The following is a 15,033-nucleotide window of genomic DNA, read 5'->3' on the forward strand; positions in this document are numbered from 1 at the left end:
TCAGATCCCCACCGTGTAGCCGTTGGACCAGACCTGCATCTGCTGCAAGATGCTGTCCCAGACGCCGGTGACAAGCAGCAGTCCGGTCGCGATCATCATGATGCCGCCGATGCGCATCACCCAGACGTAATGCTTCTTGACCCAGCTGAACGCGCCGAGCGCCTTGCGGAAGGCGATCGCCGCGAGGATGAACGGAACGCCGAGCCCCAGGCAGTACGCGACGCTCAGTATGGCCCCGCGGCCCGCGTTCGCCTGGTCGAGGGCCAGCGCGTTGACGGACGTGAGGGTCGGGCCGACGCAGGGCGCCCAGCCGACGGCGAACAGCGCGCCCAGTATCGGGGCGCCCGCGAGCCCGGCGGCGGGCTTCTTGTGGAAGCGGAACTCCCGCTGGGACAGCCACGGCATGAGCCCCATGAAGAAGATGCCGAGGACGATCATCAGTGCGCCGAGCACCTTGGTGATGACGTCCTGGTACTCCTGGAGGTTCTGCCCGGCGTAGCCGAAGAGCGCTCCGGTGGAGACGAAGACGGCGGTGAAGCCGAGCACGAAGAGCCCGGCGCCCGCGGCCATCCGCCCCCGTTTGGCCTCCGCGAGATCCGTGCCGCCGACTCCGGTGACGTAGGACAGATAGCCCGGTACGAGCGGCAGTACGCACGGCGAGAAGAAGGAGACGAGGCCGCCGAGCAGTGCCACGGGGAGCGCGACGAGAAGCGCGCCGTTCATGACGGTCTGGTTCGCTTCGCCGGCGGCGGCGAGGGTGGACATCACGGGGAAATCACTTCTCCGCGATCAGCGGGTCGATCATCTTGCGCAGGTTCTTCTCGTTGAGCGCCTGCTGCGAGCGGGCCGCGATCTTGCCCTCGCGGTCCAGGATGATCGTGGAGGGGATGAACTTCGGGTTCATCGTGCCCTTGGGGAAGCGCAGCATCAGCTTGCCCATCGGGTCGTGCAGGCTCGGGTAGGAGATCTTCCACTCCTTCTCGAACGCGAGCGCCGGGTCCTTCTGCGGATCGCGGGTGTTGATCCCGACGAACTGCACGTCCTTGCCGGAGAGGTCCTTGGAGACCTTCGCGAAGTTCGGCGCCTCGGCCCGGCAGGGCGAACACCAGGAGCCCCAGACGTTCAGGACGACGATCTTGCCCTTGTAGTCGTCGACGTCGAGGTGCTTGCCCGTGAGGGTGTCCCCTTCGAGCTTGGGCCCGTCCTGGCGCTCACCCTTGTCGGCGGTGGCGATGCCGTCGGAGCCGGTGACGAAGTTGGTGTTCCCCGAGCCGCCTGACGTGCCGCCTGAGCTGCACGCCGACAGGGTCAGCGCGGCGACCGCGGCCCCGGCGCCCAGCAGGGCGGTGCGGCTGCGGCTACGGCTGCGGTTCGTGCTGCGGGGGACTCGGCGGGCGGCACTCATGTGAAAAGTTTCGCATGTCTGTTTCGGGGATCTTCCGCACCCCCCGGGGTTGCGGAAAGTCCCATTTCAGGCGGCCTTCCCGAGTCCCTTCCAGCCACTGGTGGGCGCCTGGCCGACTTCGAGGCCCTGCAGGTCGGCGAGGACCTTCGGGTCCTGGACGTCGAGCCAGTCGACGAACTGCCGGAATGAGACGAGGCGCACGTCCTTCTTGCCCGCGATGTGCTTCAGGGCCGCCTCGACGGCGTCCATGTAGATGCCGCCGTTCCACTCCTCGAAGTGGTTGCCGATGAAGAACGGCGCGCGGTTGGACTCGTAGGCCCGCTTGAATCCGGCTATGTAGGACTCGGTGGCCTGCTTGCGCCAGCCCGGGTAGTTGGCCGGCGGGGCCTTCGTGGAGTTCTGCGACTGGTTGGCCAGGATGTTGTAGTCCATGGACAGGACCTCGAAGGTGTGGCCGGGGAACGGCATCGCCTGGAGCGGCAGATCCCAGACGCCCGACTTCTTCCGGGGCCAGCGCTGGAGGCCGCCGGACGACGAGGCGTCGTAGCGCCAGCCGAGCTTCTTCGCGGTCGGCAGCAGGTTCTCCTGGCCGAGCAGACAGGGCGTACGGCCGCCGACGAGTTCCTTGTCGTAGTCGAAAGGCAGCGACGGCAGATCGGTCCAGCCGGTATTCGTCCGCCATTCCTTCACGAACGAAGTGGCCTGGTCGATTTCGCTCTGCCATTGCGCGGGCGTCCAGTTGGCGACCGTGCCGCTGCCCGCGCAGAAGTGCCCGTTGAAGTGCGTGCCGATCTCATGGCCTTCGAGCCAGGCCTGCCGGACGTACTTCAGCGTCTCCTTTATGTGACCGTCGGTGAGGTAACCGATGTCGGACGCCCCGACCTTGTTGTTCGGCGGCTTGTAGAGCCGCTTCTTCGACTCGGGCAGGAGATAAAGCCCGGAGAGGAAGAACGTCATGCGGGCGTCGTGTTCCTCGGCGAGCTTGAGGAAACGCGGGAAGAGGCCGTTGCCGACCTCGCCCGCGCCGTCCCAGGAGAAGACCACGAACTGCGGGGGCGTCTCACCCGGCTGGAGGGGAACGGGCTTGCCCGGCTGATTGGGCTGCTTGCCCGTGTACGAGGTCGAACCGTCGCCGATCGGCTTCGCCGGACGCTTGCCGCCGGTCTTGCCGTTCTCCGCCTTGTCGGCGGAACCGCCCGATTGACTGCCGCCGCCCGTGCCGCAGCCCGCGAGTCCCACGGCGGCGGCGGTTCCGACGCCGAGGCCGATCATTCCCCTGCGACTGATGTCGCGCATTCCATCCCCATTCGTCGCGCCCTTCGTCCATGCACGATGGACGCCCCGTTAGAGGGCACGACGAACAAGGGGGTTCCTGGCAACACGCACATATTTAGCGCCTTTTACCAAGAATGGACATACAGTCGCCGGTCAATTACCTGGCGTGGGCGCCCCGAAGGGGCGCGGGGAACTGCGCACCCAGCCACGACGACGCCGCAGACAATCGACGGCAATACCAGCGGAGCGCTTATGCGCCGAACGCCTTGGCCTTCCCCTTCACCGGCTTCGCGCCCGCCAGGAGATGCGCCGGAACGAGATCCCGGGCCGGTTCCGTGTACCCCACCGAGACGATCTTGTCGCCGCGGTACGTGAAGGTCGTGAGCGAGGCGAGCGTGCACTGCCGCTTGCGCGGGTCGTGCCACAGGCGCCGCTTCTCCACGAAGCTCCGCACGATCCAGATCGGCAGCTGATGGCTGACGCACACCGCCTCATGCCCGCGGGCCGCGTCCTTCGCCGCGTCCAGGGCGCCCATCATCCGCACGACCTGCTCGACGTACGGCTCGCCCCAGGACGGCTTGAAGGGGTTGACCAGGTGCTTCCAGTTCTCCGGGTTCTTCAGCGCGCCGTCGCCCACGCCGAAGGTCTTGCCCTCGAAGACGTTGCCCGCCTCGATGAGCCGCGCGTCCGACGCAAGCTCCAGACCGTGCTCCTTGGCGATCGGCGTCGCCGTCTCCTGCGCACGGTCCAGGGGCGAGGCCACGACGTGCGTGATGTCACGCGAGGCCAGGTGCTCGGCGACCCGGTCGGCCATCTGCCGCCCCAGGTCGGAGAGGTGGTAGTCGGGAAGGCGCCCGTAGAGGATCCCCTCCGGGTTCTCCACCTCGCCGTGGCGCATCACATGGACGACGGTGAGCTCGCTGCCCGCGCTCATGCGGTGGCCTCCGTGGACTCAGTGGCTTCGGCGGCCGCGCGCGCCGCAGCGGGAAGGGCCGCGGCGATCTTCTCGATCGCCTGCTCGTCATGGGCGGTGGAGACGAACCAGGACTCGAAGGCCGACGGCGGCAGATACACGCCCTGCGACAGCATCGAGTGGAAGAACGCGGTGAAGCGGAACGACTCCTGCGTCTTCGCGTCCTCGTAGTTGCGCACCTCACGCTCGGTGAAGAACACGGAGAACATGTTCGACGCGTTCTGCAGCCGGTGCGCGACGCCCTCCTTGGAGAGCGCGTCGGTCACCAGGGCCCGCAGCTGCCCGGAAACGATGTCGACCTTGTCGTACGCCGCGTCGTCGAGCAGCCGCAGCTGCGCGAGGCCCGCGGCCGTCGCGACCGGGTTCCCCGACAGGGTGCCCGCCTGGTAGACGGGGCCGACCGGGGCGAGGTGCTCCATGACGTCGGCACGACCACCGAACGCGGCGGCCGGGAAGCCGCCGCCCATGACCTTGCCGAAGGTCATCAGGTCGGGCCGCACGCCGTCGACGCCGAACCAGCCCGCCTTCGACGTACGGAAGCCGGTCATCACCTCGTCCGAGATGTACAGCGCGCCGTTCTCCCGGCAGAGGTCCGCGAGGCTCTGGTTGAAGCCTTCGAGCGGCGGTACGACGCCCATGTTGCCGGGCGACGCCTCGGTGATGACGCAGGCGATCTCACCGGCGTTCGCCGCGAAGGCGGCGCGCACGGCCTCGATGTCGTTGTACGGAACGACGATCGTGTCGCCCGCCTGGGCGCCCGTGACACCGGGGGTGTCCGGAAGGCCGAACGTGGCGAGACCGGATCCCGCCGCGGCGAGCAGCGCGTCCACGTGACCGTGATAACACCCGGCGAACTTGATGATCTTGGCGCGGCCGGTGAAACCGCGCGCGAGACGGATCGCCGACATCGTCGCCTCGGTGCCGCTGGACACCAGCCGCACCTGCTCGACGGGCTCGATGCGCGCGACGATCTCCTCGGCGAGCGCGACCTCGCCCTCGCCCGGCGTACCGAAGGACGTGCCGCGGGCGACAGCCTCCTGAACTGCGGCGATGACATCGGGGTGGGAGTGGCCGAGGATCATCGGCCCCCACGAGCAGACGAGGTCGACGTACTCACGGCCGTCGGCGTCCGTCAGGTACGGACCGGTACCGGACACCATGAAGCGGGGCGTACCGCCCACAGCGCGGAAAGCGCGCACGGGAGAGTTCACACCGCCGGGTGTCACGGCCGCCGCACGGTCGAAGAGAGTCTGCGAAACTGGGGCGCTATACGGGAAGCTCACATGAACCATGGTGTCAGAGGCTTCGGACATCCTGCGGACAGGTGTTTCACTCGACGTTTTAGCCGGTGACCGTGGGGGAGGTCACTGACACGATGATCGGGTTGCGCGGCGGGGGCCGCGAGGCCTAGAAAAGCAGGGGCGGGCGCCCTGGAAAAGCAGTCGGGTGGAGATATGCATCGCGGTGGCGGACTGGGCGAGGGGACCGACGGCCTGGGTCCGCGGCGTGCCCGGCGGATCGGCAGGCACCGGCGCGAGGCTGAGGCGGCCGAGGCAGCAAAGGCCGTGGCACGTGGCGAGACGGAGCAGGACCGGGCGGCAACCAGGAGTGGCCGGGTGGGTGGGGTGACCTACAAGTACTTCGGAGCTCCGGACGGCGCGACCGCCGCCCGTGTGCCCATTTCGATGCGCCCCGAGGAGCTCGGCGGCGACGAGCTCGGCATGGGCGGCATGTTCACGAAGATCAAGCCGGAGACAGTGGCCGCGATGGTCCTGACCGGCATCGAGGGCATACCCCTGCACAAGGTGCCCCCACTCGAACTGGTCGTCCTGCACCCCGACTACGCCGTGGTGAAGCTCCCCATGACGGTCGTCGACCCGCTGCGCGGCGTCGGCGAGGAGTCGGTCGGGGCCGCGGCCTTCATCTGGTCCACGGTCCCCGACCGCGGCGGCCCGCGCGACGCGTTCAACGTCTACCAACTGCTGCACGAATGGCAGGACTTCAGCCACCGGCTGCATGACGCGGGGCATCAGGCCTACTGCCTGGTGTGGCCGTGACCGTTCTGATGTGGCCCTGACCTGAGCCCCGCGTCCCTCCCTTACTCCGTCCTGAGCGCGGCCAGTTGCTGCTCGAAGGGGATCAGTGCCTCTTCGCGTACCGGCGCGGGCCGCATGATGTCGGCCAGTTCGGCCGCGGCCCGCTCGATCCGCTCGTTCAGACCGTCCGCGCCCCAGTCCTCGGACGCCGCGTACACGGCCGTCGGTACGGCAAGGGCACGCAGGTAGGCGAAGAGCGGACGCATCGCGTGCTCCAGGACCAGCGAGTGCCGTGCGCTGCCGCCGGTCGCCGCGAGCAGCACCGGCGTACCGGCGATCGCGTCCTTGTCCAGGACGGTCAGCACGTCGAAGAACGACTTGAACAGACCGCTGTACGAGGCGGAGAAGACCGGCGTGACGACGATCAGGGCGTCCGCGCCCTTCACCGCGTCCGCCGCCGCGCTCAGCTCCGGTCCTGGGAAGCCGGTCACGAAGTTGTGCGCAATCTCCACCGCCAGGTCGCGGAGTTCGACGGTCTCGATCTCCACGTCGGCGCGGCGCTCGGTGGCCGCCGCGAGGCGGTCGGCAAGGAGGCGGGTGGAGGAGGGGACGCTGAGTCCCGCGGAGACGACGACGAGTTTCATGCGGAGACTCCGTTCTCGCTCTGGAGGGCCGAGACGCGTGCCGCGTGGGTCGGCGCGTCCGGGACGGTCGCCGGGCGGTTCTTGGCGAACTCCTCGCGCAGGACCGGGACGACCTCCTCGCCGAGGATGTCCAGCTGCTCAAGGACGGTCTTGAGGGGCAGGCCCGCGTGGTCCATCAGGAACAGCTGGCGCTGGTAGTCGCCGACGGTGTCGCGGAAGGACAGCGTCCGGTCGATCACCTGCTGCGGGGAGCCGACGGTCAGCGGCGTCTGGGAGGTGAACTCCTCCAGGGAAGGACCGTGTCCGTAGACGGGCGCGTTGTCGAAGTACGGGCGGAACTCGCGTACGGCGTCCTGGGAGTTCTTCCGCATGAACACCTGGCCGCCGAGTCCGACGATCGCCTGCTCCTCGGTGCCGTGCCCGTAGTGCGCGAACCGGCGGCGGTAGAGGTCGACCATCTTCTTGGTGTGCTCCTGCGGCCAGAAGATGTTGTTGTGGAAGAAGCCGTCGCCGTAGTACGCGGCCTGCTCGGCGATCTCCGGGGAGCGGATGGAGCCGTGCCAGACGAAGGGCGCGACGCCGTCGAGCGGGCGGGGCGTCGAGGTGAACGACTGGAGGGGCGTACGGAACTTGCCCTCCCACGTCACGACGTCCTCGTGCCACAGGCGGCGCAGGAGCGCGTAGTTCTCGACGGCGAGGTTGATGCCCTCGCGGATGTCCTTGCCGAACCACGGGTAGACCGGGCCGGTGTTGCCGCGGCCCATCATCACGTCGGCCCGGCCGCCGGCCAGGTGCTGGAGCATCGCGAAATCCTCGGCGATCTTCACCGGGTCGTTCGTGGTGATCAGGGTGGTGGAGGTGGAGAGGATCAGGTTCTCGGTGCGGGCGGCGATGTAGCCGAGCATCGTGGTGGGCGAGGAGGGGACGAACGGCGGGTTGTGGTGCTCGCCGGTCGCGAAGACGTCGAGACCGACCTCCTCGGCCTTCAGCGCGATGGCGACCATGGCCTTGATGCGCTCGTGCTCGGTGGGGATGCGGCCCGTGGTGGGGTCCGGCGTCACGTCGCCGACGCTGAAGATCCCGAACTGCATGCCGGATCCGGACTGCATGGCTGACTCACTCTCCGCAGGTTGTTGACGCTTCAACTATACCTGCGGAACGGTGGGGGGTCGGCGGGTATTCCCGGGGTGGGGTTCAGGAGGGGTCGGCAGGCGTCGGCTCTGCGGGGTCCTACGGCGTCCAGCGGGGGTCACGGCCCGTCTCCGACAGGAGTCGGTCCAGCTCAGAGGCGCCTTCGGGAACGGCCACCGGCTCTCCGAAGACGCCCATCTTCCGGGCCGTCGGACCCAGACCCGCGACCGCTTCACGCAGCACGGCGACGACACCGCTGCTCTCGGGCGCCGCCTCGTACTCCTGCCCCGTGGCACGGGCCAGGTCCCAGGCGTGCACCGTCAGGTCCAGCAGCACCATGCAGCCCACGGTCCTCGCGGGCATGTCCATCGCACCCGTGGTGCCCTCTTCGGCGCCGGGCGCGGACCAGGCGGCGACGAGCTTGCCCGCCTCCTTGGCGAAACGCTCGCGCCAGTCGGGGCTCCCGGCGACGGCATCCGGGGGCGCGGCGCCGAAGTCGGAGTCCTGCTTGGCGGCGAGCGCCTGGAACTGGACGGTCACCTGGAAAAGGTGGTTGACCAGCGCTTTCACGTCGTACTCGGCGCACGGAGTGGGCGCGGTGAGGCGATCGTCCGGGATCGCGCGGACCACCGGGACGGCGTGCGCCGTGGCCGCCTTCAGAAGGTCGGCAATGCTGTTCTCGGTCATGCCACGACGCTATGGCGGGGGCGTGCGCCCGGGCTTGAAGAAACGCGACACGTGCGAGACCCCGGCATACGATCCAGCCATGGCCGACGCCGACGCCACTCCCTCCGCCCCGTGCGGCGACACCGCCCCGCGCAGCGACACCAAGGGCATCGTCGACGCCGCCGGACTCCTGGCCCGCACACGGTTCCGCAGGCACCTGGCCGCGCCCGCCCTGCACCCCTACGTGGAGCAGTACTGGCTGATCGACTGGGACCTCTCGGAGCCGTACGCCTCGCACGTCGTGCCGCATCCGTCCGTGAACGTCGTCTTCCAGCGGCTCCCCGGGCAGGAGCCCTTCGCCGAGGTGGCGGGGGTCGGCCTCGAGCTCTTCACGCAGAAGCTGGAGGGGAGCGGCCGGGTCTGCGGGGTGAAGTTCCGGCCCGGCGGCTTCCGGCCGTTCGCGCCGTCGCAGCCGGTGTCCGCCTGGACGGGCCGCCGGTTCCTCCCCCTCGACGAGGTGTTCACCGAGGTCCCCGACGGCGCGCTCGACGCGGTGCTCTCCCCCGACGACGAGCACGCGCGCGTGGCGGCACTCGACGCCTTCCTCCTGGCCGTCGGCCCCGCGCCCGACCCCAGGGCCGACCTCGCCATGGCCCTGGCCGAACGCATCCGCACCGACAGCGGGATCCGCCGGGTCAGCGAGTTCGCCAGAGCGGAGGGCATGTCCGTACGGACCCTGCAGCGACTGTTCTCGGCGTACGTGGGGGTCGGCCCGAAGTGGCTGATCCTGCGCCACCGGATCCACGAGGCGCTGGAGCAGGCGGAGGCGGGCCGGCCGGTGGACTGGGCGGACGTGGCCTGCACCCTGGGCTACGCCGACCAGGCCCACCTGATCAGGGACTTCACGGCGACGGTAGGCGTCCCGCCCACGGCGTACTCCCCGCACTGACGCCCACGTCAGGCCGATGCGTCACCCCAGCTCTACGCTCCAGTCGTTGCACCGCATCCAGTGCCCCTTCGGATACTCGAAGTCGTGCTCGCCACCCGGCGTGAACCCGGCCTTGCGGCACACCCCGTTGGAAGCCGCGTGATCCGCGGCGGGAAAAGCATGCAGCCGCCGGTGCCGGCCGGCGGCCCTGGCCTCCTCGACGACCAGCCGGGCCGCCGCAGCCGCTATCCCCCGCCCCTGAAAACCGGGCAGCACGCTCCACCCCGTCTCCCAGGCGGACTCCCCCTGCCAGGACGTCTCCCAATACCCGATGGATCCGACGGCAGCGTCACCGTCGTCCACCACGATCCGGAACATCCGCCCCCGATCCCCGAGGGTCAGATAACGACGATGCCGGGACACCAACTGCTCAGGCGTCTCGGGGCCGCCCAAGTGAGCCGTCATCTCCGCGGAATTGCAGGCGACAAGAAGCTCGAAATCCTCCTCCGCCCAGGGAACCAGCCTCGGACCAACCAACGGCGATCTCTCCATGCCGACCACGCTACGGCGAGCCACTGACAACGCCCCGGGTCCCGCCGACCCGACCGCCCGGACCCGGCGACCTATCCTGGCGAAACAAGCAGGAACACACGAACGTACGTACGCCACGCCCAAGGAGCAGCCATGACCGCCGCGAACGCCGCGCCCGCCGCCACCCGCATCGCGATCGTCACCGGCGCGAGCAGCGGCATCGGTGCCGCCACCGCGCGCGGACTCGCGGCCGCCGGCTACCGCGTCGTCCTCACCGCCCGCCGCAAGGACCGCATCGAGGCCCTCGCCGCCGAGATCACGGCCGCGGGCCACGACGCGATGGCGTACGCGCTCGACATCACCGACCGCACGGCCGTCGACGAGTTCGCCACCGCCTTCCGCAAGGTCGCCGTCCTGGTCAACAACGCGGGCGGCGCGCTCGGCGCCGACACCATCGCCACCGGCGACCCCGCCGACTGGCGCCAGATGTACGAGACGAACGTCATCGGCACCCTGAACGTCACCCAGGCCCTGCTTCCCGCACTGACCGCGAGCGAGGACGGCACGATCGTGGTCCTCTCCTCCACCGCCGGGCACGGCACGTACGAGGGCGGCGGTGGCTACGTCGCCGCCAAGCACGCCGAGCACGTACTCGCCGAGACCCTCCGCCTGGAGATCGTCGGCACCCCGGTCCGCGTCATCGAGGTCGCCCCCGGCATGGTCAAGACCGAGGAGTTCGCCACGACCCGCTTCGGCGGCGACACGGAGAAGGCCGCGAAGGTCTACGCGGGCGTGGCCGCCCCCCTCACGGCGGACGACGTCGCGGACACGATCACCTGGGCGGTAACCCGCCCGCCCCACGTAAACATCGACCTCCTGGTAGTCCGCCCCCGAGCCCAGGCCTCCAACACAAAGGTCCACCGGGAGCTGTAACGACCCCCTGCGGGCCCGCCCCAAGACGCGAGTCACCCACACAGGTGAACGCGTCGTATCGCCACGCCGGTTGACGATCGACGTGCCTAGGCTCAGACCAACAACAGCAAACAGAACGGCCCCCGCCCGGGATTGCAGTCCCGGCCGGGGGCCTGACCATCAAGGAAGGACATAACTTCCTCATGGCTGAACGCGAGCCTAGCGCGCAGCAATTCACGCTGGACGACGCCCTCGGCATCGACACGCCAGCGCCCTTCATGGACCTAGAAGTCCCTGAGTACGCGTACATGTTCGGCTTCTTGCAGGCCGACGGGCATCTCTCACAACAATCCAGGGACCGAGGGCGACTCACTGTCGAGATCAACGTGCGAGACATCAAGATCCTGCACGAGTTCCAGCGTCTCACCCCGTACAACAGCACGATCCGCGAGCGCACCAGGGCTACAAACTTTTCCGAGAGCCACCACTCGGCGATCTGGACGCTGTGCTCCCTAGAAGCCAGAACAACCGTCAACCAACTCGGTCTGCCCTACGGCCGCAAGTCCAAGAAGATCACCCCACCACGCGTCGAATTCTCACGCCGCGACTACCTGCGGGGCGTCATCGATGCGGACGGGGCCGTTGGCTACACGGGGCAAGGCCTCCCGTTCGTCTCCCTGACCACGGCCAGCACCGCCGTAGGGGTCTACCTCTGCCGCTACACGCGCATGCTCACAGGGGCTGAGCGCATCATCAGGCGCAATGCCCGTGACGGCATCTACAACATCGTCTACACGAAGGAAGCGGCCATGGGGCTGGCCGCAGACCTCTACTACCCGGGCTGCCTGGCCCTAGAGCGCAAGCAGACGGCTGCCGCATCACTCGGCGCATGGGTCCGCCCGGCCGACATGAAGATCGCGCCTGAACGCCGCCGTTGGAAGCAATGGGAGGACCGTGTCCTGCTGCAGCAGGACAACCCCACCTCGGCGGCAGAAGCGCTGGGCCGAACCGTGCAGAGTTGCAGCCTCCGCCTCTGGCGTCTGCGCAGCGGCAAGGTGCCGATGCCCGCGAACGACCAGCGAGGCACTGAGGACGGGCCCGGGCTGTTGCCAGCCGGGGCCCGTCCTCACTTCAGCCCTTGACGCAGATGAACTGCTTCAGCTTCGCCACGACCTCGACGAGGTCACGCTGATGCTCCATGACCTGCTCGATCGGCTTGTACGCACCCGGGATCTCATCCACGACACCCGAGTCCTTACGGCACTCGACGCCCCGCGTCTGCTCCTCCAGGTCCCGCACCGAGAAGCGCCTCTTCGCCGCGTTGCGGCTCATTCGACGCCCCGCGCCATGCGAGGCAGAGTTGAACGCCTTCTCGTTGCCGAGGCCCTTCACGATGTACGAGCTCGTGCCCATGGACCCCGGGATGATTCCGTACTCCCCGGAACCGGCACGGATTGCGCCCTTACGCGTCACCAAGAGGTCCATCCCCCCATACCGCTCCTCCGCCACATAGTTGTGGTGGCACGAGATCTCCTGCTCGAAGGTCGGCTTGGCCTTCTTGAACTCCTTGCGGATCACGTCCTTCAGGAGAGCCATCATGATCGCGCGGTTGTACTTCGCGTACTCCTGAGCCCAGTAGAGGTCGTTCCGGTAGGCCGCCATCTGTGGGGTGTCTGAGACGAAGACCGCAAGGTCGCGGTCGACCAGGCCCTGGTTGTGCGGCAACTTCTGGGCCAGCCCGATGTGGTGCTCAGCCAGCTCCTTGCCGATGTTGCGGGACCCGGAGTGCAGCATCAGCCAGACCGCCCCGTCCACATCGAGACAAGTTTCGATCATATGATTCCCGGCTCCGAGCGTTCCCATCTGCTTAGTCGCCCGCTCCTGACGGAATTTGACCGCATCGGCAACCCCGTCAAACCGCCCCCAGAAGTCGTCCCACCCCGCAGTCCCGAACCCGTGCAGCCGCCCCGGGTCCACGGCCTCGTCATGCATCCCCCGCCCCACCGGAATCGCCTGCTCGATCTTCGAGCGGAGGCGGGACAAGTCGCCCGGCAGGTCATTTGCCGTCAGGGACGTCTTCACCGCCGACATTCCGCAGCCGATGTCGACGCCGACCGCCGCCGGGCAGACCGCGCCCTGCATGGCGATCACCGAGCCGACCGTCGCGCCCTTGCCGTAGTGGACGTCCGGCATGACCGCCAGGCCCTTGATCCAGGGCAGCGTCGCCACGTTCCTCAGCTGCTGGAGCGCGACATCCTCGACCGTGGCCGGATCCGTCCACATCCGGATCGGTACCTTGGCTCCAGGAACCTCCACGTACGACATTGCGTCCTCATTCCCCCGTAGTACCTGTAGCGCCTGTAGTTGAACAGACGTATCGAAAGTCTCTTAGCGCAAATACCGGCGCCAAGGTCAACGAAAGGGATGACGGACCGGCGTCCACGGCATTGCGTGCGATACACATTGTGTCCACCGGTCGCCCGTCAGCGGCAACCGAATAACCCCGGCGAGAAGGAGCCCACACGGTGCAGCGGAAGGCCTACGTACCGGGCGTCGCAACCCTCCTCGCGGCGCTGCTCGCCGGCTGCACGGGCGGGGGCGCACTCGGCGGCGAGGCGGACGACTCGAAGCCCGGCGAGACCGGCGGCACGACCGCCGCCGCCGAGCCCGGCAAGTACCGCACGCTCCGCGAGCCCTGCAGCCAGGTCGAACCGGGCACGCTCGACTCGATGCTGCCCGGCATCGAGGAGATGCCGGACGAGGAGCAGCAGGAGAAGGCGTACGAGGGCGAGCCGACCGTCACGTACGACACGGACCGGCGTGTGGGCTGCCGCTGGAAGGTGGAGTCCTCGGACGCCACGCACCACCTGCTCGTCGACTTCGAGCGGGTCGTCTCGTACGACACGGCTGTGAGCGATGACACCCGTGCGACGGAGGTCTACTCGTCGAAGGCGCAGAAGGCGAACCTGCCCGAGCCCTCCGCCTCCACGACGGACGACGAGGAGCAGGAGGGGGCTTCGGACGGGGACGGAGACGCGGACGCCAAGCCTTCCGGCGATACCGGCACGGATGGGGGCGAGTCGGGCAAGGGTAAGGGCAGCGACAAGGCCAAGGACAAGGACAAGGGTGACGCGGGCGACAGTGCCTCCGGTGGCTCGCCGACCGAGGCCGTCACGCCGCCCGGTCTGGAGCCCCGCATCCTTGAGGATCTGGGCGACGAGGCCTTCCTCGACGACGCGCTGACCACGGCCGCGTCAGCGACCCGACACCGCACTGTGACTGTGGTGTTCCGCACGTCGAACGTCATCGTGACGGTCGAGTACGACGAGCAGCCGGGGCGTCGCACCGACATCCCCGACAGCAAGGAAATGCAGGACAAGGCGCAGGAACTGGCCGGAAAGCTTGCCGACAAGTTGAGCGAATAGCGACGGTTCGGGCGGGTGACCGGCTCCGTGGAAGCGGAGTCGTCCGCGCCGGGCACGGCGTACCGTGGCCCATCGAACCGACGACAGCCGTCTTGAGTGACTTGAGTGAAGGAACCATGCACCGACAAGGACAGCGACTCACCCGCATACTCACCTGCGCAGCCGCCGTACCGGTGATCCTCATTGCCTCCGGCTGCTCCTCCGACTCCGGCGACTCGGGCTCGGACGGGGCCAAGAAGGACTCGGGCTCGAAGGCCTCCGCGTCGGCCTCGGGCAAGGACAAGGCCGCGACCGTGGAGAAGGCGGCGTTCAGCAAGCTGCCCGAGCCCTGCGAGGTCCTGTCGAAGAAGACGCTCGACGACCTTGTCCCGAAGGCCAAGGACAAGTCGGGCAAGGCGGGCACGTCCGACGACACGTCGGCGCGCGGCACCTGCTCCTGGGACAGCCTGGAGAACAACGGCGTCGACGGCTCGCAGTTCCGCTGGCTGCGTGTCTCGCTGATGCGCTTCGACTCGGACGCGTCGCTCGGCAGCGGTGCCAAGCGTGCGCAGGCCAACTTCGCGAAGCAGGTCGCGGACGCACAGGCGACGGAGGGCGCGAAGAGCGTCAAGACGGAGCCGGTGCCCGGGATGGGCGACCAGACGACGGTCGTGCACTACGACCTGAAGAAGGACAAGGAGAACTTCAAGCAGCAGACGGTCGTGACGCGTGTGGAGAACGCCGTCGTCACGATCGACTACAACGGCGCCGGCCTCGCGGGCGACAAGGCGCCGAGCTCGAAGGATCTGTCCAAGGACGCCGAGAAGGCCGCGAAGGAGGCCGCGGAGGCGGTCGTCTCCGCGAACAAGGCGGGCGGCGAGTCCTCCTCGAAGGGCTCGGAGAGCCCCAAGTCGGACGACTCGAAGAAGGACGACTCGAAGTCGGATGACTCGAAGTCCGACGACTCCAAGAAGGACTCCAAGTCCAGCGACACGCCCAAGAGCTGACGCCGGACGCGGACATAGCGGCGCGCGCCACGCGTAAAGGTCTCGTACAACTGGCGTCGAAGTAGCGGAAGTTGTGGAGCCCGGCCCCTTGGTGGCCGGGCTCCTGCCGTACCGGCACACC

16 protein-coding genes are annotated in these 15,033 nt (G+C 68.3%); 6 read left to right on the forward strand and 10 right to left on the reverse strand.

The annotated features are described in order from the left end of the window. The 5 genes from ABZ906_RS43990 to hemL all read right to left on the reverse strand — a co-directional run bounded on the left by ABZ906_RS43990 (position 1) and on the right by hemL (position 4,945). Positions 1-765, reverse strand: a complete 765-nt coding sequence (locus ABZ906_RS43990; RefSeq protein WP_361199647.1) for a cytochrome c biogenesis protein CcdA — start codon at positions 763-765, stop codon at positions 1-3. A gap of 10 nt (positions 766-775) precedes the next feature. Next, positions 776-1,405 (reverse strand): TlpA disulfide reductase family protein, encoded by a 630-nt coding sequence (locus ABZ906_RS43995; RefSeq protein WP_361199495.1) that lies wholly within the window; start codon positions 1,403-1,405, stop codon positions 776-778. Between the two features lie 66 nt (positions 1,406-1,471). Then, positions 1,472-2,701 carry a hypothetical protein gene (locus ABZ906_RS44000; RefSeq protein ID WP_361392804.1) on the reverse strand — a complete coding sequence of 410 codons (1,230 nt, stop codon included), beginning with the start codon at positions 2,699-2,701 and terminating at the stop codon, positions 1,472-1,474. Positions 2,702-2,930: 229 nt separating this feature from the next. Next, positions 2,931-3,614 carry a histidine phosphatase family protein gene (locus ABZ906_RS44005; RefSeq protein WP_361392806.1) on the reverse strand — a complete coding sequence of 228 codons (684 nt, stop codon included), beginning with the start codon at positions 3,612-3,614 and terminating at the stop codon, positions 2,931-2,933. Then, entirely contained in the window at positions 3,611-4,945 is a 1,335-nt protein-coding gene (gene hemL / locus ABZ906_RS44010) for a glutamate-1-semialdehyde 2,1-aminomutase (protein ID WP_361199486.1), read from the reverse strand. Before hemL ends, ABZ906_RS44005 begins: the two co-directional genes overlap by 4 nt. A 162-nt stretch (positions 4,946-5,107) precedes the next feature. Between hemL and ABZ906_RS44015 the strand changes: the two genes are divergently transcribed. Beyond that, positions 5,108-5,710, forward strand: coding sequence for a hypothetical protein (locus tag ABZ906_RS44015; RefSeq protein WP_361199484.1), 603 nt, complete (start codon positions 5,108-5,110; stop codon positions 5,708-5,710). A 41-nt stretch (positions 5,711-5,751) separates the two neighbouring features. Here the strand turns inward: ABZ906_RS44015 and ABZ906_RS44020 are convergent, their stop codons facing one another. The 3 genes from ABZ906_RS44020 to ABZ906_RS44030 all read right to left on the reverse strand — a co-directional run bounded on the left by ABZ906_RS44020 (position 5,752) and on the right by ABZ906_RS44030 (position 8,151). Beyond that, on the reverse strand, positions 5,752-6,333 hold the full coding sequence (locus ABZ906_RS44020) for an FMN reductase (RefSeq protein ID WP_361392808.1): 582 nt from the start codon (positions 6,331-6,333) through the stop codon (positions 5,752-5,754). After that, positions 6,330-7,424, reverse strand: a complete 1,095-nt coding sequence (locus ABZ906_RS44025; protein WP_361392857.1) for an LLM class flavin-dependent oxidoreductase — start codon at positions 7,422-7,424, stop codon at positions 6,330-6,332. The genes ABZ906_RS44020 and ABZ906_RS44025 overlap by 4 nt, the downstream gene beginning before the upstream one ends. Positions 7,425-7,563: 139 nt before the next feature. Next, entirely contained in the window at positions 7,564-8,151 is a 588-nt protein-coding gene (locus ABZ906_RS44030; RefSeq protein ID WP_361392809.1) for a TIGR03086 family metal-binding protein, read from the reverse strand. A gap of 79 nt (positions 8,152-8,230) precedes the next feature. Here ABZ906_RS44030 and ABZ906_RS44035 point away from each other — a divergent pair, with 79 nt between their 5' ends. Continuing rightward, complete coding sequence (locus ABZ906_RS44035; protein WP_361392811.1) at positions 8,231-9,079, forward strand: helix-turn-helix domain-containing protein; 849 nt, start codon at positions 8,231-8,233, stop codon at positions 9,077-9,079. Between the two features lie 21 nt (positions 9,080-9,100). On the opposite strand, the gene ABZ906_RS44040 is transcribed toward ABZ906_RS44035, so the two are convergent. Then, positions 9,101-9,610 (reverse strand): GNAT family N-acetyltransferase, encoded by a 510-nt coding sequence (locus ABZ906_RS44040; protein ID WP_361199473.1) that lies wholly within the window; start codon positions 9,608-9,610, stop codon positions 9,101-9,103. A 132-nt stretch (positions 9,611-9,742) separates the two neighbouring features. Here ABZ906_RS44040 and ABZ906_RS44045 point away from each other — a divergent pair, with 132 nt between their 5' ends. Both ABZ906_RS44045 and ABZ906_RS44050 read left to right on the forward strand, forming a co-directional pair. Further along, positions 9,743-10,522: an SDR family NAD(P)-dependent oxidoreductase gene (locus ABZ906_RS44045; protein WP_361392813.1), complete on the forward strand. Its 780-nt coding sequence runs from the start codon at positions 9,743-9,745 to the stop codon at positions 10,520-10,522. A 182-nt stretch (positions 10,523-10,704) separates the two neighbouring features. Further along, positions 10,705-11,643 carry a hypothetical protein gene (locus ABZ906_RS44050; protein WP_361392815.1) on the forward strand — a complete coding sequence of 313 codons (939 nt, stop codon included), beginning with the start codon at positions 10,705-10,707 and terminating at the stop codon, positions 11,641-11,643. Here ABZ906_RS44050 and ABZ906_RS44055 read toward each other — a convergent pair. Further along, on the reverse strand, positions 11,633-12,826 hold the full coding sequence (locus ABZ906_RS44055; RefSeq protein WP_361392817.1) for an RtcB family protein: 1,194 nt from the start codon (positions 12,824-12,826) through the stop codon (positions 11,633-11,635). The two genes, ABZ906_RS44050 and ABZ906_RS44055, sit on opposite strands and share 11 nt — an antisense overlap. Before the next feature lie 200 nt (positions 12,827-13,026). Here ABZ906_RS44055 and ABZ906_RS44060 point away from each other — a divergent pair, with 200 nt between their 5' ends. Both ABZ906_RS44060 and ABZ906_RS44065 read left to right on the forward strand, forming a co-directional pair. Beyond that, the gene (locus ABZ906_RS44060) at positions 13,027-13,926 is read left to right on the forward strand and encodes a DUF3558 domain-containing protein (protein WP_361392819.1); all 900 of its coding nucleotides are present in this window, start codon (positions 13,027-13,029) and stop codon (positions 13,924-13,926) included. Positions 13,927-14,042: 116 nt separating this feature from the next. Then, positions 14,043-14,912 carry a DUF3558 domain-containing protein gene (locus ABZ906_RS44065; RefSeq protein ID WP_361392821.1) on the forward strand — a complete coding sequence of 290 codons (870 nt, stop codon included), beginning with the start codon at positions 14,043-14,045 and terminating at the stop codon, positions 14,910-14,912. Positions 14,913-15,033: the final 121 nt, after the last annotated feature.

The organism is Streptomyces sp. NPDC046925 (genome assembly GCF_040644915.1).
Taxonomy (GTDB): Bacteria; Actinomycetota; Actinomycetes; order Streptomycetales; family Streptomycetaceae; genus Streptomyces.